The organism is Streptomyces sp. MMBL 11-1, from assembly GCF_028622875.1.
Taxonomy (GTDB): domain Bacteria; phylum Actinomycetota; class Actinomycetes; order Streptomycetales; family Streptomycetaceae; genus Streptomyces.
This window is the reverse complement of record NZ_CP117709.1, coordinates 367,989-387,521: the sequence shown is the minus strand read 5'-3', so window position 1 is coordinate 387,521 and position 19,533 is coordinate 367,989. Positions and strand designations below refer to the sequence as shown.

20 protein-coding genes are annotated in these 19,533 nt (G+C 72.9%); 12 read left to right on the top strand and 8 right to left on the bottom strand.

From position 1 onward, the window contains the following. The first annotated feature begins 103 nt into the window (after positions 1-103). The 5 genes from PSQ21_RS01715 (at position 104) to PSQ21_RS01695 (ending at position 4,616) form a co-directional block, all read left to right on the top strand. Positions 104-430, top strand: a complete 327-nt coding sequence (locus tag PSQ21_RS01715; protein ID WP_274028609.1) for a thioredoxin family protein — start codon at positions 104-106, stop codon at positions 428-430. 196 nt (positions 431-626) lie between these two features. Next, positions 627-1,136 carry a flavin reductase family protein gene (locus PSQ21_RS01710; protein ID WP_274028608.1) on the top strand — a complete coding sequence of 170 codons (510 nt, stop codon included), beginning with the start codon at positions 627-629 and terminating at the stop codon, positions 1,134-1,136. Positions 1,137-1,332: 196 nt separating this feature from the next. Next, on the top strand, positions 1,333-2,118 hold the full coding sequence (locus PSQ21_RS01705) for an electron transfer flavoprotein subunit beta/FixA family protein (protein WP_274028607.1): 786 nt from the start codon (positions 1,333-1,335) through the stop codon (positions 2,116-2,118). Between the two features lie 72 nt (positions 2,119-2,190). After that, positions 2,191-3,153, top strand: coding sequence for an electron transfer flavoprotein subunit alpha/FixB family protein (locus tag PSQ21_RS01700; protein ID WP_274028606.1), 963 nt, complete (start codon positions 2,191-2,193; stop codon positions 3,151-3,153). Positions 3,154-3,317: 164 nt separating this feature from the next. After that, a complete protein-coding gene (locus PSQ21_RS01695; protein ID WP_274028605.1) occupies positions 3,318-4,616 on the top strand; it encodes a DUF6986 family protein in 1,299 nt (432 codons plus the stop codon). Between the two features lie 101 nt (positions 4,617-4,717). Here PSQ21_RS01695 and PSQ21_RS01690 read toward each other — a convergent pair whose 3' ends face one another. Then, a complete protein-coding gene (locus tag PSQ21_RS01690) occupies positions 4,718-5,266 on the bottom strand; it encodes a CGNR zinc finger domain-containing protein (RefSeq protein WP_274028604.1) in 549 nt (182 codons plus the stop codon). 100 nt (positions 5,267-5,366) lie between these two features. Between PSQ21_RS01690 and PSQ21_RS01685 the strand changes: the two genes are divergently transcribed. Further along, positions 5,367-6,200 carry an alpha/beta fold hydrolase gene (locus tag PSQ21_RS01685; RefSeq protein ID WP_274028603.1) on the top strand — a complete coding sequence of 278 codons (834 nt, stop codon included), beginning with the start codon at positions 5,367-5,369 and terminating at the stop codon, positions 6,198-6,200. Positions 6,201-6,332: 132 nt separating this feature from the next. On the opposite strand, the gene PSQ21_RS01680 is transcribed toward PSQ21_RS01685, so the two are convergent. Beyond that, positions 6,333-7,361 carry a LacI family DNA-binding transcriptional regulator gene (locus tag PSQ21_RS01680; protein ID WP_274028602.1) on the bottom strand — a complete coding sequence of 343 codons (1,029 nt, stop codon included), beginning with the start codon at positions 7,359-7,361 and terminating at the stop codon, positions 6,333-6,335. 197 nt (positions 7,362-7,558) lie between these two features. Between PSQ21_RS01680 and PSQ21_RS01675 the strand changes: the two genes are divergently transcribed. Both PSQ21_RS01675 and PSQ21_RS01670 read left to right on the top strand, forming a co-directional pair. After that, on the top strand, positions 7,559-8,488 hold the full coding sequence (locus PSQ21_RS01675; RefSeq protein WP_274028601.1) for an ROK family protein: 930 nt from the start codon (positions 7,559-7,561) through the stop codon (positions 8,486-8,488). A 192-nt stretch (positions 8,489-8,680) separates the two neighbouring features. Then, positions 8,681-9,718: an NUDIX domain-containing protein gene (locus PSQ21_RS01670; RefSeq protein ID WP_274028600.1), complete on the top strand. Its 1,038-nt coding sequence runs from the start codon at positions 8,681-8,683 to the stop codon at positions 9,716-9,718. Positions 9,719-9,762: 44 nt separating this feature from the next. On the opposite strand, the gene PSQ21_RS01665 is transcribed toward PSQ21_RS01670, so the two are convergent. After that, positions 9,763-10,452, bottom strand: a complete 690-nt coding sequence (locus PSQ21_RS01665) for an MBL fold metallo-hydrolase (RefSeq protein WP_274028599.1) — start codon at positions 10,450-10,452, stop codon at positions 9,763-9,765. A 109-nt stretch (positions 10,453-10,561) separates the two neighbouring features. Next, positions 10,562-11,926, bottom strand: a complete 1,365-nt coding sequence (locus PSQ21_RS01660; RefSeq protein ID WP_274028598.1) for a dipeptidase — start codon at positions 11,924-11,926, stop codon at positions 10,562-10,564. Between the two features lie 195 nt (positions 11,927-12,121). Here PSQ21_RS01660 and PSQ21_RS01655 point away from each other — a divergent pair, with 195 nt between their 5' ends. After that, positions 12,122-13,336, top strand: a complete 1,215-nt coding sequence (locus PSQ21_RS01655; protein ID WP_274028597.1) for a geranylgeranyl reductase family protein — start codon at positions 12,122-12,124, stop codon at positions 13,334-13,336. A 73-nt stretch (positions 13,337-13,409) separates the two neighbouring features. Here the strand turns inward: PSQ21_RS01655 and PSQ21_RS01650 are convergent, their stop codons facing one another. Continuing rightward, positions 13,410-13,865: a nitroreductase/quinone reductase family protein gene (locus PSQ21_RS01650; protein ID WP_274028596.1), complete on the bottom strand. Its 456-nt coding sequence runs from the start codon at positions 13,863-13,865 to the stop codon at positions 13,410-13,412. Between the two features lie 126 nt (positions 13,866-13,991). On the opposite strand from PSQ21_RS01650, the gene PSQ21_RS01645 reads away from it, so the two are divergent. From PSQ21_RS01645 to PSQ21_RS01635, 3 genes are all read left to right on the top strand, one after another. Continuing rightward, on the top strand, positions 13,992-14,696 hold the full coding sequence (locus PSQ21_RS01645) for a TetR/AcrR family transcriptional regulator (protein ID WP_274028595.1): 705 nt from the start codon (positions 13,992-13,994) through the stop codon (positions 14,694-14,696). A 267-nt stretch (positions 14,697-14,963) separates the two neighbouring features. Beyond that, a complete protein-coding gene (locus PSQ21_RS01640; protein ID WP_274028594.1) occupies positions 14,964-16,271 on the top strand; it encodes a sensor histidine kinase in 1,308 nt (435 codons plus the stop codon). Next, positions 16,268-16,930, top strand: coding sequence for a response regulator transcription factor (locus PSQ21_RS01635; RefSeq protein ID WP_274028593.1), 663 nt, complete (start codon positions 16,268-16,270; stop codon positions 16,928-16,930). Before PSQ21_RS01640 ends, PSQ21_RS01635 begins: the two co-directional genes overlap by 4 nt. A gap of 37 nt (positions 16,931-16,967) precedes the next feature. Here PSQ21_RS01635 and PSQ21_RS01630 read toward each other — a convergent pair whose 3' ends face one another. From PSQ21_RS01630 to PSQ21_RS01620, 3 genes are all read right to left on the bottom strand, one after another. Beyond that, entirely contained in the window at positions 16,968-17,759 is a 792-nt protein-coding gene (locus tag PSQ21_RS01630; protein WP_274028592.1) for a maleylpyruvate isomerase family mycothiol-dependent enzyme, read from the bottom strand. 42 nt (positions 17,760-17,801) lie between these two features. Further along, complete coding sequence (locus PSQ21_RS01625) at positions 17,802-18,167, bottom strand: SCO4225 family membrane protein (RefSeq protein WP_274028591.1); 366 nt, start codon at positions 18,165-18,167, stop codon at positions 17,802-17,804. A gap of 114 nt (positions 18,168-18,281) precedes the next feature. Then, positions 18,282-19,412 carry an MFS transporter gene (locus PSQ21_RS01620; protein WP_274028590.1) on the bottom strand — a complete coding sequence of 377 codons (1,131 nt, stop codon included), beginning with the start codon at positions 19,410-19,412 and terminating at the stop codon, positions 18,282-18,284. Between the last annotated feature and the right edge of the window lie 121 nt (positions 19,413-19,533).

Below are 19,533 nucleotides of genomic sequence, written 5' to 3'. Positions count from 1 at the left end.
GGCGCGAGATTCTCGTCACGTGCGTATGCCCCCGGGGCCGCGGGGAATGCGCGGGCGACGGCCGGTGCTACCTCTGGGGAAGAACTCTGATCAGGAGGCACACGTGGACCGCCGGACAACCGGACAGCGGCTCGACGCATCCCAACTCGGCGCGGAACTCGGGGAGCGCGCGACACTCGTCCAGTTCTCCAGCGCCTTCTGCCAGCCGTGCCGGGCGACCCGCCGCACCCTCGGCGACGTGGCCGGGATGGTCGACGGGGTCGCCCACATCGAGGTCGACGCCGAGGCCCATCTCGCGCTGGTGCGGCGGCTGGACATCACGAAGACGCCGACCGTCCTGGTGCTCGACGCCGAGGGCGAGGTGGTCCGCCGGGCATCCGGCCAGCCCCGCACCGTCGACGTCGTCGCGGCGCTGGGGCACGCCATGTGACGGGGCGTGACGCATCTCCCACAATCCGGGACGCTCTTGACTGCGCCCACTCAGCATCGTCAGTCTGACGTTATGTCGTCAGAACTCCTTCTTCACGGCCGGGCCCATGGGGACCTCGCCCGCCATGCGAGTGCGCGTTGTCCGGGTGTCTGAGCACCCACGGACCCGTACGCCACTTCCGCGGAAGGACACAGCCATGACGGCAACGCGCGATCTCGCCCCTGCCCCGACGGCCGCCACCCCCGAACTCTTCCGCTCCGTCTTCCGCCGCCACGCCGCGGGCGTGGCCGTGATCACCGCCGCGGGCGAGCGGCCGGTCGGCTTCACCGCCACCTCGCTGACCTCCGTCGCCGCCGAACCTCCGCTGATCTCCTTCGGTGTCGGTACGTCCTCCTCCAGCTGGCCCGTGCTGTCCGAAGCCGCGTACGTCGGCGTCCACATACTCGGCGAGCACCAGCGGGAACTGGCCGCGACCTTCGCCCGCAGCGGAGCCGACCGCTTCGGCCCGTCGACCGACTGGAGCAGCGGCCCCGAAGGCGTTCCGCTGCTGGCGGACGTGTCCGCCTGGCTGGTCTGCCGGGTCGTGTCCCGCGTTCCGGCGGGGGACCACCGCATCGTCATCGCCGAAGCCGTGGCAGGCTCGCCCTCGGGGGCCGGTCGCCCACTGGTCTACCACCAGGGACGGTTCACGGCTCTGCGAGACTGAGGTCACGCACGCACGGGTCTGCCGCGTTGGCAAGGTCACAGTGCGATGCGCTTGCTCAGGGGTAACAGTCTGGGTGTACTGGCGAGTAATATCGGGCTCGGAGCCTCGGTCGTCCTGACCGGATCCGGCCCGACAAGGCGCCTATGCTGCGTGCAACAAGGCAGCCCGGAAATGACGATGCAGTAGGAGAGCCGGCGTGAGCTTGAGGATCGTTGTCTGTGTGAAGTACGTGCCCGACGCGACCGGTGACCGGCGTTTCGCCGATGACCTGACGCTGGACCGTGAGGATGTCGACGGTCTGCTGTCGGAGCTGGACGAGTACGCGGTCGAGCAGGCGTTGCAGATCGCGGACGGGGCGGACGATGCGGAGATCACCGTGGTGACGGTGGGTCCGGAGGATGCCAAGGACGCGTTGCGCAAGGCGTTGTCGATGGGTGCGGACAAGGCGGTTCACGTCGAGGACGACGATCTGCACGGCAGTGATGTGATGGGCACGTCGCTGGTGCTGGCGAAGGCGGTCGAGAGGACCGGGTACGACCTGGTGATCTGCGGGATGGCCTCCACCGACGGGGTGATGGGTGTGCTGCCCGCGCTGCTGGCGGAGCGGCTGGGTGTGCCGCAGGTGACGCTGCTGTCCGAGGTGTCGGTGGCCGGGGGTGTGGTGACCGGGCGGCGTGACGGTGACACCGCTTCGGAGCAGTTGGAGGCGTCGCTGCCGGCGGTGGTGTCGGTGACCGACCAGTCGGGTGAGGCGCGTTACCCCTCGTTCAAGGGGATCATGGCGGCGAAGAAGAAGCCGGTGGAGTCCTTGGATCTGGAGGACCTGGAGCTGGACGCGGACGAGGTCGGTCTGGCGGGTGCGTGGACGGCGGTCGACTCCGCGACGGAGCGTCCGGCGCGCACGGCGGGCACGGTCGTGAAGGACGAGGGTGAGGGCGGTAAGCAGCTCGCCGAGTTCCTCGCGGGCCAGAAGTTCATCTGATCCCGCACGGCCGGTCCTCCCTCTCCCTCTCTTTTCTCCTTCTCTTCTCTCGTCTGTCTGGAGTGCGTTGTCATGGCTGAAGTTCTGGTTCTGGTCGATCATGTGGACGGTGCGGTCCGTAAGCCGACGCTGGAGTTGCTGACGCTGGCGCGTCGGATCGGTGACCCGGTCGCGGTGGCCCTGGGCGCGGGTGCCGGGGGCACTGCGGGTGTGCTGGGTGAGCACGGTGCGGTGAAGGTCCTCACCTCCGATGCCCCGGAGTTCGCGGACTACCTGGTGGTGCCGAAGGTCGACGCGCTGCAGGCCGCGTTCGACGCCGTCTCCCCCGCGGCGGTGCTGGTGGTGTCCTCGGCCGAGGGCAAGGAGATCGCCGCTCGTCTCGCGCTGCGGATCGGGTCGGGCATCATCACCGACGCCACCGATCTGGAGGCCGGGGACGAGGGTCCGGTGGCGACGCAGGCCGTGTTCGCCGCCTCCTACACCACCAGGTCCCGGGTCTCCAAGGGTGTTCCGGTGATCACGGTCAAGCCGAACTCCGCCCCCGTCGAGCCGGCCGCCGCCGCCGGCACGGTCGAGGCGCTGACGGTGTCGTTCGGCGAGACGGCCTCGGGTACGAAGGTGGTCTCGCGGACGGCACGTGAGTCGACGGGGCGCCCGGAGCTGACCGAGGCGGCGATCGTCGTCTCGGGCGGCCGGGGCGTCAACGGCGCGGAGAACTTCCCGCTCATCGAGGCTCTCGCGGACAGTCTGGGGGCGGCGGTGGGCGCTTCGCGTGCGGCGGTCGACGCGGGCTGGTACCCGCACACCTCCCAGGTCGGGCAGACCGGCAAGTCCGTCTCCCCGCAGCTGTACATCGCCTCGGGCATCTCCGGAGCGATCCAGCACCGGGCGGGCATGCAGACCTCGAAGACGATCGTCGCGATCAACAAGGACGCCGAGGCCCCGATCTTCGAACTCGTCGACTACGGCGTCGTCGGCGACCTCTTCGCCGTCGTGCCCCAGCTCACCGAGGAGATCAACACCCGCAAGGGCTGACCCCCCGGCGAACACCCCCCGCCCCGGGCCGCACGGTGAACCCCACCGCGCGGCCCGCGGCCGTTCCGGGCGAGCATTGACGGGGATCAAGCGGCCTTATAACTTCACTATACGGATTGTTGATTCCGGGAAGCGGAAACAGCGAGAGCGTGGAGGGTATGGTCATGGGTCAGCAGGAGAAGGTGGCAACGAGCCTCGCCGGTGCGGTCAGCGAGGAGATCAGCGCCTCCCTCACGGCGGTCGACGCGGAACTCGCCCGCCGCTACCCGGGTGATCCCGGCACCCGCCAGCCCGTGCACACCGTCTACGTGCCCGGCGATGTCTTCGAGCCCGGCACCCTGCGCTCCTGGGGCGATCAGGCGCTGGCCGCCCTCGACGAACACGCCCCCGACGCCTCCTCGTTCGCCGCCGTCCTCGGCATCCCCGAGGAGCTGGCGGGGCCCGTCCACGACCGCGTACGCGCCAAGCTGGAGCGCGAGCCCGTCGAGGACCTGCGCATCGACTTCGAGGACGGCTACGGCCCCCGCCCGGACGCCGAGGAGGACGAGGCCGCCGCCCGCGCCGCCCGGCTGGTCTCGGAGGCGTACGCGAACGGCACCGCGGCCCCGTACATGGGCATCCGGATGAAGTGCATGGAGGCCGGCGTCCGTGACCGCGGCATCCGTACCACGGACGTCTTCCTCAGCGGGCTGATGGCCGCCGGAGGCCTGCCCGAAGGGCTCGTGCTGACCCTTCCGAAGGTCACCTACCCCGAGCAGGTCACCGCCTTCGTCCAGCTCCTCGAAGCCTTCGAGAAGGCGCACGGCCTGGACGCCGGACGCATCGGCTTCGAGATCCAGATCGAGACCAGCCAGTCGATCCTCGCCGCCGACGGGACCGCCGCCGTCGCCCGCATGATCGACGCGGCACGGGGCCGTGCGACCGGGCTGCACTACGGCACCTTCGACTACAGCGCCTGCGTCGGGGTCAGCGCCGCCTACCAGGCCAGCGACCACCCGGCCGCCGACCACGCCAAGGCCGTCATGCAGGTCGCCGCCGCGGGCACCGGCGTACGCGTCTCCGACGGCTCGACCAACGTCCTGCCGGTGGGCCCGGCCGACCGGGTCCACGAGGCCTGGCGGCTCCACTACGGCCTCACCCGCCGCGCTCTCGCCCGTGCGTACTACCAGGGCTGGGACATGCACCCCGCCCACCTGCCGACGCGCTACGCGGCCGTCTACGCCTTCTACCGGGAGGGCCTGGAGCCGGCCGCCGCCCGGCTCGCCGCCTACGTGGCCAGGGCGGGCGGCGACGTCATGGACGAGCCCGCCACCGCCAAGGCCCTCAGCGGCTACCTGCTGCGCGGCATCGACTGCGGCGCGCTGGACACCGCCGAGGTGGCCCGGCTGACCGGCCTGACCCGCGCGGACCTGGAGGCCTTCGCCTCGCCGCGCCGGGGCGACCTGACGGTCACGGCTCCGTAAGGGGCCTCGGTGAAGAGCGCGCCCCGGTGGGACGGACCTCCCGCCGGGGCGCTCCCGTGTGCCCGACGTGATCAGACGAAACGCGCCCCGCAGGACAGCCCTTAGGCGCCCCGGCGTGCGGCGGCCCCGCCGCGGGCGCGGTAGGCGCGCATCTTGTGCCGTGCGCCGCACACGTCCATGTCGCACCAGAGGCCGTTCGACGACGGTGCCCGGTCGTAGAAGACCCAGCGGCACTCCGGGGCCGCGCAGGCCTTGAGGCGGGTGGCGTGACGCCCGGTCAGGCCGTGGATCAGGAGGGCTTCGAGCACCTGGCGCACCACCTCCGCCACCGCCCCGCCGGAGGCCGGCCGCAGGGTGAGCGCCCCGTCGGGGCGCACGGCGGGAGCACCCGCGACCGAGGCGATGAGCCGGTTGAGGGCGTCGACCGCCTCCGGTGAGGTCCGCTCGACCAGAAAGGCCCGCACGGTCTCCCGCGCCTCCGTGAGCGAGTCCAGCTCTCCCTGATCGGCCGGTGCCGGGAAGCCGCGCGCGCCGAGCCACCGGGCAGCCGTCTCCGGCCGGGCGAGATCGTCCTCGCCATGGAGATGAGTGGCCGTGTTGCAGAAGTCCTCGACCAGTTCGAGCTCCGCGGGCGCAGGGTTCCGTCGCATGATCGCCACTGTAGCAAGGTTACCGACAATAGGCCTTAGCTGGTAACGTCGATGGTCCGGCGGGGGTCCCCCCTCCCAACCGCGAGCCAGGAGGCACACCGTGAAAGGGAAGCTGACCAGGACGTTCGAGACTCCGGACGGGGCGGTCCGCTGGGACGTGCTGGGGGAGGGGAAGCCGGTGGTCCTGCTGCACGGCACCCCGTTCTCCTCGCTCATCTGGCGCGACATCGCCCCGGCCCTCGCCCGCGACCACCGCGTCTACCTCTGGGACCTGCTCGGGTTCGGGCAGTCGGAGCAGCGCGACGGGCAGGACGTCGGCCCGGCGGCCCAGGCGAAGGTCTTCACCCGGCTCCTGGAGCACTGGGGGCTGGAACGCCCGCGTGTGATCGCCCACGACATCGGAGGCGCCGTGGCCCTGCGGCCCCTGCTCCTGGACGGCGCGCGGTACGCAGACCTCACCCTGGTGGACGCGGTGGCCTGCGGGGACTGGGGCACCGGGCTCTTCCGGCTCATCAGGGAGAACGCGGACCTCTTCGAGCAGCTCCCCGGCTACGCCCACGAGGCGCTGGTCGAGAGCCATCTGCGCCACGCCACGCACACCGGCTACCGGGCGGACGTCCTGGCCGCCCATGCCGATCCGTGGCGCGGCGAGCGCGGCCGGGCCGCGTACTACCGCCAGTACCGGCAGGCCGACCAGGCCGCGACCGACGCGTTCCAGCACCTGCTGGGGGACGTTCCGGTGCCGACCCGGATCATCTGGGGGCGTGAGGACCGGTTCCTGCCGGCGCACTTCGCCGAGCAGCTGCACGCGCTGATCCCGCACTCCGAACTGCACTGGATCGAAGACGCGGGCCACACGGTGCAGGAGGACGCCCCCGCGCAGCTGCTGGCCCTGCTGACCCGGGACTTCCGGCCGGCCGGCCCGGGGGCCTGAAACCGAGGCCCCTCGGGCGGCGGCGCCCCGGCCTGCGGCCCGACGCCCTCGTATCGCGACCTCACTCTCCCGCGCGGCGCCCCACGTCCTCGGGCGGGCCCGTGCCCTCGTACGGGCCGCGCCCGGCAGGTATCAGCCCGGGGGCAGTTCGCCCGAGCCGCGCGGGATCAGCCGTGTCGGCAGTTCCACCCGCGCCGTGGCGTGGTCCGCCCCGTCGAGACGGCGGAAGAGGTGCTCGGCGGCGGTCCTGCCGACCGCCGCCGCGTCCTGCGAGATCACGGTGATGCCGAGAAGGTCGGCCAGCTCGATGTCGTCGAACCCGACCAGTGCCACCGGCCGTTCCCGCTCCGCGATCACCCGGACCGCCGTCACCGTCACCCGGTTGTTGCCCGCGAACAGCGCGGTGACCGGCTCGGGCCCGGAGAGCATCTCCTCGGCGGCGGCCCGCACCCGCTCCGGCTCGGTGGAACCGAGGGAGACCCAGCCGTCCTCGACGGTGATGCCCGCGTCCCGCATGGCGACGTGATAGCCGCGCAGTCGCTCGGTGGCCGTGTGGATCCGCGGCTGGTCGCCGATGAACCCGATCCTGCGGTGGCCGTGCGCGATGAGGTGCGCCACGCCCTCCCTGGACCCGCCGAAGCTGTCGGAGAGCACCATGTCGACGTCCACGTGGCCCGCGGGGCGGTCCACGAAGACCGTGGCGATGCCCGCCTTGATCTCCGGCTCCAGATAACGGTGGTCGTCGCCCGCCGGGATCACGATCAGACCGTCCACCCGGCGGGCGCACAGCGCCAGCACCAACTCCTGCTCCCGCTCCGGGTCCTCGGCGCTGGAGCCGTTGATCAGCAGCGCGCCGTGCGCGCGGGCGACCTCCTCCACCGCACGGCTCAACGGACCGTAGAACGGGTCCGCCAGATCCTCCAGGACCAGTCCGATGGATGCCGTACGCCCCTTGCGCAGTACACGGGCGCTGTCGTTGCGGCGGAAACCGAGCGCGTCGATCGCCTCCTGTACGCGGCGTTCGGTGTCCGGCGTGACGCCGGGCTCGCTGTTCACCACCCGGGAGACCGTCTTCAGGCCGACTCCGGCGCGGGCCGCCACGTCCTTCATGGTCGGCCGGTTGCCGTATCGGGTCTCGGAATGACGGGCGGTCCGGTCCACGTGCGCTGTCCTGTCGTCGGATTACGGGCGGGGCTGCGGTGCTCCCGTCGGCCCCGAGCGGGGCGCCGCGGGGGTGAGCGGGAGCTGTGGCGTCGAGCATAGGCCCTGGACAACGTTGTCAACAGAATGGAGACTGTGCAGACTACGGTCGGAACCCGCAGGTCCCGCCCCTTCACCGATCCGGAGAGCCCACACCGATGCATACCGACCTCGTCGCCGCGCTCGACATCGGCGGCACCAAGATCGCCGGCGCGCTCGTGGACGGCGAGGGATCCCTCCTCGTACGGGCACAGCGGCCGACGCCCGCCCGGGAGGGCGGCGAGGCGGTCATGGGCGCCGTGGACGAGGTGCTGGGCGAGCTGATGGCCTCGCCCCTGTGGGGCCGCGCCGGTTCCGTCGGCATCGGCAGCGCCGGTCCGGTGGATGCCGCCGCCGGCACGGTCAGCCCGGTCAACGTCCCCGGCTGGCGGGACTTCCCGCTGGTGGAGCGGGTGCACAAGACGGCGGGCGGACTGCCGGTCGCGCTGGTCGGCGACGGGGTCGCGATGACGGCCGCCGAGCACTGGCTCGGTGCGGCCCGGGGCTACGACAACGCGCTGTGCCTCGTCGTGTCGACGGGCGTCGGTGGCGGGCTCGTCCTCGGCGGCACCCCGCGGCCCGGTCCCTCGGGCAACGCCGGGCACATCGGCCACATCAGCGTCGACCTGGACGGCGACCCGTGCCCCTGCGGTGCGCGCGGCTGCGTCGAGGGCATCGCCAGCGGCCCCAACATCGCCCGCCGCGCGCTGGCGAACGGCTGGCGGCCCGGCCCGGACGGCGACGCGACGGCCGCGGCGGTGGCCGTCGCCGCCCGCGCGGGGGACCCGGTCGCCATCGCCTCCTACGAGCGTGCCGCCCAGGCGCTGGCGGCCGGCATCGCCGCCACCGCCACCCTGGCGGACCTCGACATCGCGGTGGTCGGCGGGGGAGTGGCCGGGGCCGGCGACGTGCTCTTCGTGCCGCTGCGCCGCAGCCTGCGCGACTACGCCACGCTCTCCTACCTCCGGCGGCTGACCGTGGCGCCCGCCGTGATGGGCACCGACGCGGGTCTGGTCGGCGCCGCGGCGGCGGCCATCGCGCTTCGCTAGCGAACCCCCGCAGCAGCTTCCAGGGGGCGCCCGGTTCGTCAGGCCGGGCGCCCCCTGGGTCACGTTCCGGGCGTCGTACCCGGCCCCCGATCGCGCCGGACGGCCGCATCCGGTCAACGCCGTCGCCGCCGCGGGGTTTCCGCGGCAGGGTGTTGCGGGCAAGCCACAGGGGGCTACGGAAGAGGGGGAACCGTGATCGTCTGGATCAACGGTGCGTTCAGTGCGGGCAAGACCAGCGCCGCGGGCGAACTGATCGATCTGATCCCGAACAGCACGCTGTACGACCCGGAGATCACCGGAGCGGGGCTGCGCGGCCTGCTGCCGCAGAAGCGGCTCGCCGAGGTCACCGACTTCCAGGATCTGCCGATCTGGCGGCGGCTCGTGGTGGACACGGCGGCGGCGCTGCTCGCCGAGGTGCCCGGGGTGCTGGTGGTGCCGATGACCCTGCTGCGACAGGAGTACCGCGACGAGATCTTCGGAGGGCTCGCCTCCCGGCGCATTCCCGTCCGGCATGTGGCGCTCGCACCGGAGGAAACGATCCTGCGACGCCGGATCGCGGGCCGCGAGGAGTTTCCCGGCGACGAGGAGCAGAGCGAACGGGTGCGGAGATGGGCGTACGAGCACATCGGCCCGTACCGCGACGCCCTCGACTGGATCACCGAGGACGCGCATGTGGTCGACAACAGCGCCCTCACGCCCCGGGAGACCGCCGAGCGGATCGCGGACGCCGTGCGCACCGGCAACGCCGCGCCGTGCCCGATCGTCCAGAGCCCGGAGCCGACCGCCGAGACGGTGGCCGCCGGGGTGCTGCTCTTCGACGAGCAGGACCGGGTGCTGCTCGTCGACCCCACGTACAAACCGGGGTGGGAGTTCCCCGGCGGGGTCGTGGAGGCGGGCGAGGCTCCCGCGCGGGCCGGGATCCGTGAGGTCGCCGAGGAGATAGGCCTGCGCCTCGACCGGGTCCCCACCCTGCTGCTCGTCGACTGGGAGTCGCCCCGCCCGCCCGGCTACGGCGGTCTGCGCTTCCTCTTCGACGGCGGCCTGTTGCGCTCCGAGGACGCGGGACGGCTGCTGCTGCCCGGCTCCGAGCTGCGCGGCTGGCGCTTCGTCACCGAGGAGGAGGCCGCGGGGCTGCTGCCGCCCACCCGGTACGAGAGGCTGCGCTGGGCCCTGCGGGCGCGCGAGCGGTCGACGGTGCTCAACCTGGAGGCGGGGGTGCCGGTGGGCTGACCGGCGGACCGGGACTTCGGGGCCGGCCTCCACGCGGGCGGCGCTCACGCGCCGTTCGCCGCCGCCTCCATCAACGCGGCGGCGTTCTCGGTGAGGGGGTCGCCGTGACCGAAGCAGACGGTACGGGGCGCGAGCGCGGCCAGTCGCCGGAACGTGGCCGCCGCCCCGGCACGGTCCACGTTGAACACGCCGAGCATCACCCGCCGTTCCACGGAGGCGACGCTGTCCCCGGTGAACAGCACGCCGTGGAGCGGCAGATGGAGGGCGATGGAGCCCGCCGTGTGACCGGGGGCGTGGACCACCCGCGCGCCGTCGCCGAACGGCAGCACCTCGCCGCCGGTCACCTCGCGGTCGACCCGGGTGGGCGGGGCGTCGGGGCACGTCAGCCCGTGTTCCCACAGCGGCAGTTCCCAGTCCAGCAGGTCCGGCTCCGGTACGGGGCGCTCACCCCGTACCACCGGGGCGTCCAGCGCGTGGGCGATGATCTCGGCGCCGTGCCGGTCCGCCAGCTCCTGCGCGGCCCCGTAGTGGTCGCGGTGGCCGTGGGTGACGACGATGCGGCGGAGCCCGGCCGGGGCGAGGCCCAGGGTGCGGATCGCGTCCTCGATCGCGGCGGCCGAATCGACGTCACCCGCGTCGATCAGGGTCAGATCCGTCCCGTCGCGCCAGAGATGGGCCTGACCGATCCGGAAGCGGAACATGTGCAGCTGGGGAGTCACCTCGACGAGATCCATGCGGCGAACGTACGCGGCGGCGGACGTCCGCCACACGGATCTCTGCTGCGGGCGACTTCGCCGAAGGCGTAGCGGCTGCCCCGGCCGCCCCTGGGAGGGTCTCCGGAGGTCAGGCCTTCTTCGACTCCGCGTAGTTCCGCAGGAACAGCGCCTCGGCGACCGACATCCGCTCCAGCTCCTCGGGCGAGACGCTCTCGTTCACCGCGTGGATCTGCGCCTCGGGCTCGCTCAGCCCGATCAGCAGGATCTCCGCCTCCGGGTAGAGGCCCGCCAGCGTGTTGCACAGCGGGATGGAGCCGCCCATCCCGGACGACTGCATCTCCTGGCCCGGGTAGGCGTCCCGCATCGCGTCCGCCATCGCCGTGTACGCCGGGCTGGTCATGTCCGCGCGGAACGGCTGGCCCTGGCCCACCTGTTCCACCCGGACCCGCGCACCCCAGGGGGCGTGGGACTCCAGGTGGGCGGTGAGCAGCTTCGTCGCCTCGGCGGCGTCCTGGCCCGGCGGCACCCGCAGGCTGATCTGCGCCCGCGCGCTCGCCTGCACGGACGGCGTCGCGCCGACGACCGGCGGGCAGTCGATGCCGATGACGGTGACGGCGGGGCGGGCCCAGATCCGGTCGGCGACCGTGCCCGTGCCGATCAGCTCCACCCCGTCCAGCACCTTGGCGTCCCGCCGGAACTCCGCCTCCGGGTACTGCAGCCCGTCCCAGTCGGCGTCGCCCGTCAGCCCGTCGACCGTGGTCGTCCCGTCCTCGGCACGCAGCGAGGCCAGCAGCTGGATCATCGCGGCCAGCGCGTCCGGGGCCGCGCCGCCGAACTGCCCCGAGTGCAGGTTCCCCTCAAGGGTGTCCAGCCGCACCCGCAGCATCGTCATCCCGCGCAGCGTCGCCGTGACCGTCGGCAGCCCGACCCGGAAGTTCCCGGTGTCGCCGATGACGATCGTGTCGGCCGCCAGCAGCTCCGGGTGCGCCTCCGCGTACCGCTCCAGACCGCCGGTGCCCTGCTCCTCGGAGCCCTCGGCGATCACCTTCACCGAGACCGGGACGCCGCCGTTCGCCTTGAGGGCGCGCAGCGCGAGCAGGTGCATGATGAACCCGCCCTTGCAGTCGGCCGCGCCCCGGCCGAACCAGCGGCCGTCGCGCTCGGTCAGCTCGAACGGCGGGGAGATCCAGGCCGACTCGTCCAGCGGCGGCTGCACGTCGTAGTGCGCGTAGAGCAGCACGGTCGGGGCCCCGGCCGGGCCGGGCAGGAACCCGTAGACGGACTGCGTGCCGTCGGGGGTGTCCAGCAGGGCGACGTCCGTGAACTCCTCGGCGCGCAGCGCGTCGGCGACCCACCTCGCCGCGCCCTCGCACTCGCTCCTCGGGAACACCGCCGGGTCCGCCACCGACTGGAACGCCACCAGCTCGGCCAGCTCCTCCCGGGCGCGGGGCATCAGCGAGGCGACGGTCTCGGGAATCGGACGGGCGGTCATGGGCACGCTCCTCGTGGGTGCGACGTTATGGGTAGGGCGCGGTGTGTACGCGACCGTGTGCGACGCCGTGGGTGCGGCGACGCTTGTACGACGAAAGCACGGCCGATCCTCCCACAGGAGGGCTTGGCCGGAACGCGCCGTAGGATGCCGTGAGCAGCTTGGGGCCACTGGTCGGATCAGGAGCAGAAGCACATCGTGAGCAGCGAGAACGCAGACGCCGGACGTGAGCCGGAAGAGTCGTCCGTGTGGGATGTCGTCGTCGTCGGCGCCGGACCGGCCGGCGCATCGGCGGCGTACGCGGCGGCCGTGGCGGGGCGAAGAGTCCTGCTGCTGGAGAAGGCGGAACTGCCGCGCTACAAGACCTGCGGCGGGGGAATCATCGGCTTCTCGCGGGACTCCCTGCCGCCGGGGTTCGAACTGCCCCTGAAGGACCGCATCCACGCGGTCACCTTCTCGCTCAACGGCAAGCTGTCGCGCACCCGCCGCTCCCGGCGCATGCTCTTCGGGCTCATCAACCGCGCGGAGTTCGACGCCGGTCTGGTCGAGGAGGCGCAGAAGGCCGGGGCCGAACTGCGCACCGGGGCGTCGGTGGCGCGGGTCGAGCAGCACGGTCCGGCCGTGCCCGACCGGCGGACGGTCGCCGTGGTGCTGACCGGTGGTGAGACGGTGCTGGCGCGGGCGGTCGTCGGCGCGGACGGCAGCGCGGGCCGGATAGGAGCTCATGTCGGGGTGAAGCTCGACCAGGTCGACCTCGGCCTGGAGGCGGAGATCCCGGTCCCGGCGACCGTCGCGGAGGACTGGGCGGGCCGGGTGCTCATCGACTGGGGCCCGATGCCGGGCAGTTACGGCTGGGTGTTCCCCAAGGGGGACACCCTCACCGTGGGTGTCATCTCGGCGCGCGGCGACGGTGCGGGCACCAAGCGGTATCTGGAGGACTTCATCGCCCGCCTCGGCCTCGCCGGATTCGAGCCGGCCGTCTCCTCGGGCCATCTCACCCGCTGCCGCAGCGACGACTCGCCGCTGTCGCGCGGCCGGGTCGTGGTCTGCGGGGACGCGGCCGGACTGCTGGAGCCGTGGACCCGCGAGGGCATCTCCTTCGCGCTGCGCTCGGGCCGCCTCGCGGGGGAGTGGGCCGTCAGGATCGCCGAGTCGCACGACGCGGTGGACGCCCGCCGTCAGGCCCTCAACTACGCCTTCGCCGTCAAGGCCGGTCTCGGCGTGGAGATGGGTGTCGGCCGCCGCATGCTCAAGCTGTTCGAGCGCCGTCCGGGGCTGCTGCACGCGGCGCTGACCGGCTTCCGCCCGGCGTGGAAGGCGTTCGCCGGAATCACCCGGGGGACGACGTCGCTGGCCGAGCTGGTCCGTACGCACCCGCTGGCGCAGCGGGCGCTGTCCGCGATGGACCGCTGAGCTCCCACCGTGCTCCCCGGGGGGCCGCCCCGCCCGACCCGGGCGGCGGCGCCCCGGCATCGCACGGGGCGGGTCAGTCCTCGACCGTGATGCGGAAGACCGGGTGGTCCGGGCAGGCCGCCAGCAGCTCGGCGTCCGTGGCCTTCGCCGTGATCCCCTGGAAGTACTGGTTGACCTCCCAGCCCCACCGCTCCAGATAGGCCCGGATGATCCGGGCCTTCGCCGCGTCGTCGGCGATCTCCACGGCGGTGAAGCGGCTGACCCTGCGCCCCAGCCGCAGCTCTCCGCCGCCCGCGACGCGCATGTTGCGCACCCACTGGGAGTGGCCCCGGGCCGAGACGAGGTACCGCTCGCCCTCGAAGGCGTGGGCATTGACCGGGATGCGCTGCATCTGCCCGCTTCTGCGTCCGCGCACGGACAGCTCGGCCGACCCCATCAGGCTGATGCCGTGCCGGGCCAGCCATCCGACGATGCGGTTGAGGCGGGCGGCGGAGGCGCTCGCCCGGAGGTAGTAGGTCTGCTGCGACATGGTGACTCCCGCGATTTGGAGAGCGGTGCTCTCGCTTGTGATCAGTGTGCACGGAATGGCGCCGCCAAGCAAGAGCACTGCTCTCATCGGTGGTCGGTGCTCCCTGCACATGACAGACTGATGCGCATGAGCACCATCCGAGGGGCCAGGGAACGCGCCCGCATCGAAGTGACCGCGGCGATCAAGGACGAGGCGAGGAAGCAGCTGGCGGAGGAGGGTGCGGCGAAGCTCTCGCTGCGCGCCGTGGCCCGGGAGCTGGGCATGGTCTCCTCCGCGCTCTACCGCTACTTCCCCAGCCGCGACGATCTGCTCACCGCGCTGATCGTCGACGCGTTCGACGCGATCGGCTCGGTCGCGGAACGGGCGGCGGGGGAGCGGGCCGGAACCGTCCCGCCCGCCGAGCGCTGGATCGCGGTGGCCTGCGCCGTACGGGAGTGGGGGCTCGCCCACCCCCATGAGTACGCCCTGATCTACGGCTCGCCCGTGCCCGGCTACATCGCCCCGATGGACACGGTGGGCCCCGCCTCCCGGGTGGGCCTGGTCTTCATCGACATCGTCCGTACCGCGTTCCGGTCCGAGGACCTCGCCGTCCCCTCCCTCGCGCCGGAGTTGCGCTCCGATGCCGAGCGGATGGCCGCCGAGTTCGCCCCGGACGTGCCTCCGGCCGCCGTGGCGGCCCTGGTCGCCGCCTGGGCCCAGCTGTTCGGCCTGATCTCCTTCGAGCTGTTCGGCCAGTTCAACCGGGTCGTCGAGGCGCGCGAGCCACTGTTCCGGCAGGCCGCCGGTGAGCTGGCCCGCTCGGTGGGCCTGCCCGGCGTCCGTACGGCCTGACGGCGGCGCACCGCGTCCCCGACGGCGTACTCCCCACGGAGTACGGGTGACCACCACGCACGGCGGACGCCCCCGCACCCGTCCGTTGTCTAAGGGCTGTCCCGCAATTCCCGGCGGGCGCGCGACGACAGCTACGGCACCTCGCCGCGTTGTCGGAACGTCCACATACATCCAGTATGCGGACGTCCCTCCGCCTTGCGATGCACCGCATCTGACGCCGCGCGCTCATCCACCGGGAATCACGGGACAGCCCTTAGCGTGGCCGCCATGGACGAACAGCGACCGCCGATCCGGGGCGGTGGTCACCCCTGCGGCTTCCCGGACCCCCGGCCTCCCGGACGGCCGGGCCGGCGGGGCGGTCCGCCCGCGTGGCTGTCCGGCGCGCGCTCGCGGACCGCCGCCGGGCTGCCCTGGGTGTCGACGGCCGTCCTCCTGGTGTTCGTCATGGTCGGCTCGGGATTCGCCGAGCACGGACAGGACCGCCGGCCCCTGGACCCGGCCGCGCGGCTGCTGCTGTTCGTCGCGGTCGTCGCGCTGCTCCTCCGCCACCGCCGCCCCGTGGTCGCCGTGGCCACCACCTGCGCGGCGACCCTGGCCTATCTCGCGGCCGGCTATCCGTACGGGCCGGTGTTCGTCGCCGTCGCCGTCGGCTGCTTCAGCGCGATCGTCGCCGGGCACCGGAAGGCCGCCTGGTGGTCGCTGGGCGGGCTGTGGGCCGGACACGTCCTGGTCTCCCACTGGCTGTACCGATGGCTGCCGCCGGACGACGACAGGGCCGCGCCCTGGACGCAGGAGGGCTTCGTCACCGCGTGGGTCGTGGCCGTCGCCGCCGCCGCCGAACTGCTGCGGGTGCGCCGCGAGCAGTGGGCCGCCGCCCGTGCGGAGCGCGAGGCGGCGGAGCGGCGGCGGGCCGACGAGGAACGGCTGCGCATGGCCCGTGAACTCCACGACGTGCTGGCGCACAGCATCTCCGTCATCAACGTGCAGGCCGGGGTCGGCCTCGCGCTGCTCGACTCCGACCCGGAGCAGGCCCGGTCCGCCCTCACCACGATCAAGGGGGCCAGCAAGGAGGCGCTCGACGAGGTACGTCAGGTGCTCGCCAACCTCCGTACGCCCGGCGACGCCCCCACGTCCCCGGCCCCCGGCCTCGACCGGCTCCCCGAGCTCGTCGAGCAGGCGGCGTCCGCCGGACTCACCGTCACCGTGGAGAGCGAGGGCGATCCGGCCGCCGTCCCGCCCGGCGCCGGTCTCGCCGCCTTCCGCATCGTCCAGGAGGCCCTGACCAACGTCGTCCGCCACTCCGGCTCCCGTACCGCGCTGGTGCGCATCGACCACGGCTCCGGGCGCGTCCGGCTCCGCATCGACGACGCGGGACCCGCCACCGGGGACGACGCGGGCGGCGGCGGCAACGGACTTGTCGGGATGCGGGAGCGGGCCGCCGCCCTCGGTGGCACCATCGAGGCGGGGCCCCGCCCGGAAGGCGGCTTCCGGGTCCTCGCGGAACTGCCGTTCACCGCACCGGACCGCGACCGCCGTCGCCGGACCCCGCCGGAGCCCTCCGAGGAGACACCGTGATCCGCGTGACGCTCGCCGACGACCAACTGCTCGTACGGGCGGGCTTCCGCGCCCTGCTGGACGCGCAGCCGGACATCGAGGTCGCCGGGGAGGCCGCCGACGGTGACGAGGCGGTCCGCGTGGTGCGCGAACTGCGCCCCGACATCGTGCTGATGGACATCCGCATGCCGCGCCTGGACGGACTGGCCGCCACCCGGCGGATCACCGGCGACCCGGACCTGAACGAGGTGAAGGTGGTCATGCTCACCACCTTCGAACTCGACGAGTACGTCTTCGAGGCCATCCGCAACGGGGCCTCGGGCTTCCTGGTCAAGGACACCGAGCCGGAGGAACTGCTGCGCGCGGTGCGGGCGGTCGTCGGCGGGGACGCGCTGCTCTCCCCGGGCGTGACGCGCCGGCTGATCGCGGAGTTCGCGGCCCGCTCCAAGGAGCCGGCCACCGCCTCGCTCGCCCGGCTCACCGAACGGGAGCGGGAGGTGATGGCGCTGGTCGGCATCGGTCTGTCGAACGAGGAGATCGCCCGCAGACTGGTCGTCAGCCCGCTCACCGCCAAGACCCACGTCAGCCGCACCATGGTCAAGCTCGGCGCCCGCGACCGCGCCCAGCTCGTCGTCCTCGCCTACGAATCGGGGCTGGTACGCCCCGGCTGGCTCGGCTGAGGCAGGGCGCGCCCCCGTCCTCCGGCCCGGGTGGCGCTCACCAGGTGACCGCGGAGTTGTCCGTCCAGGTCCGGGCCACCGAGCGGTCGCCGCGCAGGGTGACGGCGGTGAGCGGAAGCCGGTTCCAGAGGGTGAGATAGAGCCCCTCCGCCGTACCGCTCAGCTCGCAGTCGACGCGTTCCGTGAGGCCGCCCGTGCCGCCGTCGCCGCCCCGGGGGTCCGTGCTGCCAGGCCCGGCCGAACGTACGGCCTTTGGCGGGTCCTGCGATATCCGTACCGTCCAGGCCGCCTCCGTGTCGACGGCCCGCACCCGCAGCGTGCGCGGTGTCTTGGAGCGGACCCGGCTCTTGGGCCGGGCGTGGAAGCCGGTGAGGAGTTCGTCGATGCCGTCGACCGCCCGGTCCGCGGACACCGGGGTCAGTGGTCCGCCGTGCGCCGATTCCGCGTCCACGCGGTGCACGGTCGTCTCGTTCAGCTGGCGGCGGGACCAGAAAGCCAGGGGCGAGGGGGCCGGCAGGAAGGTCCAGCAGTCCAGCCCGTCGGGCGCTTCCTCAAGGGACCGGACCAGATGGCGGTGTCCCTCGCGGAACCAGTCCAGGAGTTCGGCGCCGTCGAGGTCGGGTTCGCCGCCGTCGGGCCGGTAGGCCGTATGCCCCTCGGTGATGAACGCCGCCGCCCACCGGTGGACCATGCCGGTGTGCCGCAGCAGATGGCGTATCTGCCAGCCGGGGCAGGTCGGGACCGACGCCCCCGTTCCGGCCCGCTCGGCGGCGGCCGCCAGCAGCCGCCCTTCCTCGGACAACGACGCGATGTGCTCGGCGATCTGCATGACGGCGATTGTGCCAGGGGCCCGCGGGACCCGTCCGGGGCGTCAGACGCCCTGCGGGTGCGCGGAACCGGCCGACCCGGCCCGGCGCACCAGGCGGACGAACCAGCCCAGGGCCAGCGACTGGACGAGGACCGAGACCACCAGGCCGAGCACCAGGAACCACGTGGGCCCGCCCGCCTCGGCGCCCGCCAGGGAGCCGCCGAGGAAGAACAGGAAGACGGTCGGGGCCGCGAGGAGGAACAGCCAGACACCGGAGAACGAGGCGTCCTCGTGGGCGACGAACAGGGTGTCCACGGCGACGAAGAGGGTCGCCGCGAGCACCAGCCCGAGGTAGATCAGGGAAGCGGGGTTGCGGAAGGTCAGCCGGACCAGGGTGTTCAGGTGCGGGTGGCCGGTCAGGCGCTTCATGGTGTGCTCCCCTGCTTCTTGCTCTGCTTCGTGCTCGGTCGAGGCTTCCATCGTGCGCCGGGGGAGCGGGGCCCGCCTGAGTACGGCTACTCAATCGACCAGGTGTGCGGGTGATCAGGTGTGCGCATCCGATGTGGCGTTGCGGGCCCCGTAACCCAGGGCGGCAGCCGCCGCGGCCAGCAGGGCCACCGTCGTCAGGGCCAGCGGCAGGGAGAACCAGTCGGCGAGGAAGCCGATCGCGGGCGGACCGAGCAGCATCCCGCCGTAGCCGAGCGTCGAGGCAGCGGCTACCCCGCTCGGTCCCGCGAGTTCGCCCGCGCGCCCCACCGCGACGGGGAAGATGTTGGCGAGTCCGAGGCCGGTGACCGCGAACCCGGCCAGCGCCGCCCAGGTGGTCGGGGCCAGCGAGCCCAGCAGCATGCCGGCCGAAGCGGTCGCGCCGCCGAGGACGAGGGTGCGGGTCTGGCCGAGCCGTTCCAGGAGCATCGTTCCGGTCAGCCGGCCCGCTGTCATCGTCAGGGCGAACAGCGCGTATCCGGCGGCGGCGATCCCGGGGTGCGCGCCCAGGTCCTGTTCCAGGTGCAGTGCGCCCCAGTCGGCGAGGGCCCCCTCCCCGTACGCCGTGCACAGGGCGATCACGCCGAAGAGCACCACGACCCGGCGGGCCCGGGGCGACAGCCGCTGTTTCGGCGCTCGCCGGTCGACGGCCTCCGGGGCGACGGGGGCCGGGCGGTGGCGCAGCAGGGCGGGTCCGGCGAAGGCGGTGACGAGCAGGCCGGTCCCGGCCAGCAGGAAGAGGTGCGTGGACGCGGAGAGGCCCCCCGCGACCAGCCCGCCGAGCCCGGCGCCGACCATGCCGCCCAGGCTGAACGCCGCGTGGAAGCTTGGCATCACGGGCCTGCGCAACTCGGTGACCAGGTCGACGGCGGCGCTGTTCATCGCCACGTTCATTCCGCCGTAGGCCGCTCCGAACACCAGCAGCACGAGACCGAGGGAGAGCGCCGAGTGGGTCTGGGCGGGCAGGGCGATGCTCAGGGGGAGCAGGACGCCGCAGCCCGCCGTGACGGCGTGGCTGCCGTAACGGCGGCAGAGCCGGCCGGTGAGCATCATGGTGATGACCGCCCCCGCGGAGACGCCGAGCAGGGCGAGTCCGAGGGTGGAGGCGGAGGCTCCGGTCTGCTGCTTGATGGCCGGGATACGGACCACCCAGCCGGCGAAGAGGAACCCGTCGAGGGCGAAGAACACGGTCAGCGCGGTACGGAGGCGGGCCGACGAGGGTGGGGCGGTGTCTCCGCGAGGTCCCCCCGGTAGGGCCGTCCGCAGTTTGTTTAGTTGCGGCACAAACTCAGCATAGGGTCGCTCCGGC